Source organism: Cupriavidus sp. DL-D2, assembly GCF_039710735.1.
Classification (GTDB): Bacteria; Pseudomonadota; Gammaproteobacteria; order Burkholderiales; family Burkholderiaceae; genus Cupriavidus.
The window spans coordinates 1-653 of the sequence record NZ_JBDKXK010000143.1 but is presented as its reverse complement, the minus strand read 5'-3'; the positions used below and the strand labels follow the sequence as shown (position 1 = coordinate 653).

1 protein-coding gene is annotated in these 653 nt (G+C 67.4%); it reads right to left on the bottom strand.

The window, feature by feature from the left end; genetic code table 11:
- On the bottom strand, positions 1-653 hold a 653-nt coding region (locus tag ABDB81_RS30375), incomplete at both ends, for a hemagglutinin repeat-containing protein (RefSeq protein WP_346814418.1).

The following is a 653-nucleotide window of genomic DNA, read 5'->3' as shown; positions in this document are numbered from 1 at the left end:
TGCCGAGCGGTCCTGAACCACCGGCCAGGCTCTTCACGGCATCGCCAGCGCCCTTGGCCGCGTCATAGGCGTCGCGACCTGCCGCGATGCCCCACAATGCGGATGCCCGGCCATCCTGGCTCTTGGTCGCCGAGCTGACTTTCTGGCCCGCATTGATTGCCGAGCCGAGCGCGCCGCCGCTAACCCCCAGCGTCAGGCCGGTCTGCTTGATCTCGTGGGTTTCGTCGTGATGCGCGCGGCCCTTGGCGGCTTCGATCGCCACATCGGCGCCCACGCCTGTCAGATCCTTCGCGGCGATCAACTGGCTGCCTGTCACGCGTAGCGTACTGCCGGCCTTCAGGCTGACATTGCCATCGGTACTGCCGACGAGGCTGCCGGTCTGCGTGACGGCGTTGTCGTTGATCGTGTCCTTCTGGTCACGCGAGCCGTAGGAGAGGCCGCCACCCGTGGCGCCGAAGCCCGTTGCCTTGGTGCGTGAATAGCTGTGGCTCTCGCTGCTGCTCTCCGCCGCGCCAATTGTCAGGTTGCGGCCAGCTTCCAGACCCACGTCCTGAGTGCCGGCCACCGTCGATCCGCTGACCGCCAGATCGCGTCCGGCGCTGCCCAATACGGTATCGCCCGATATCACCGAGCCCACCGCCACGGTGTCGCGC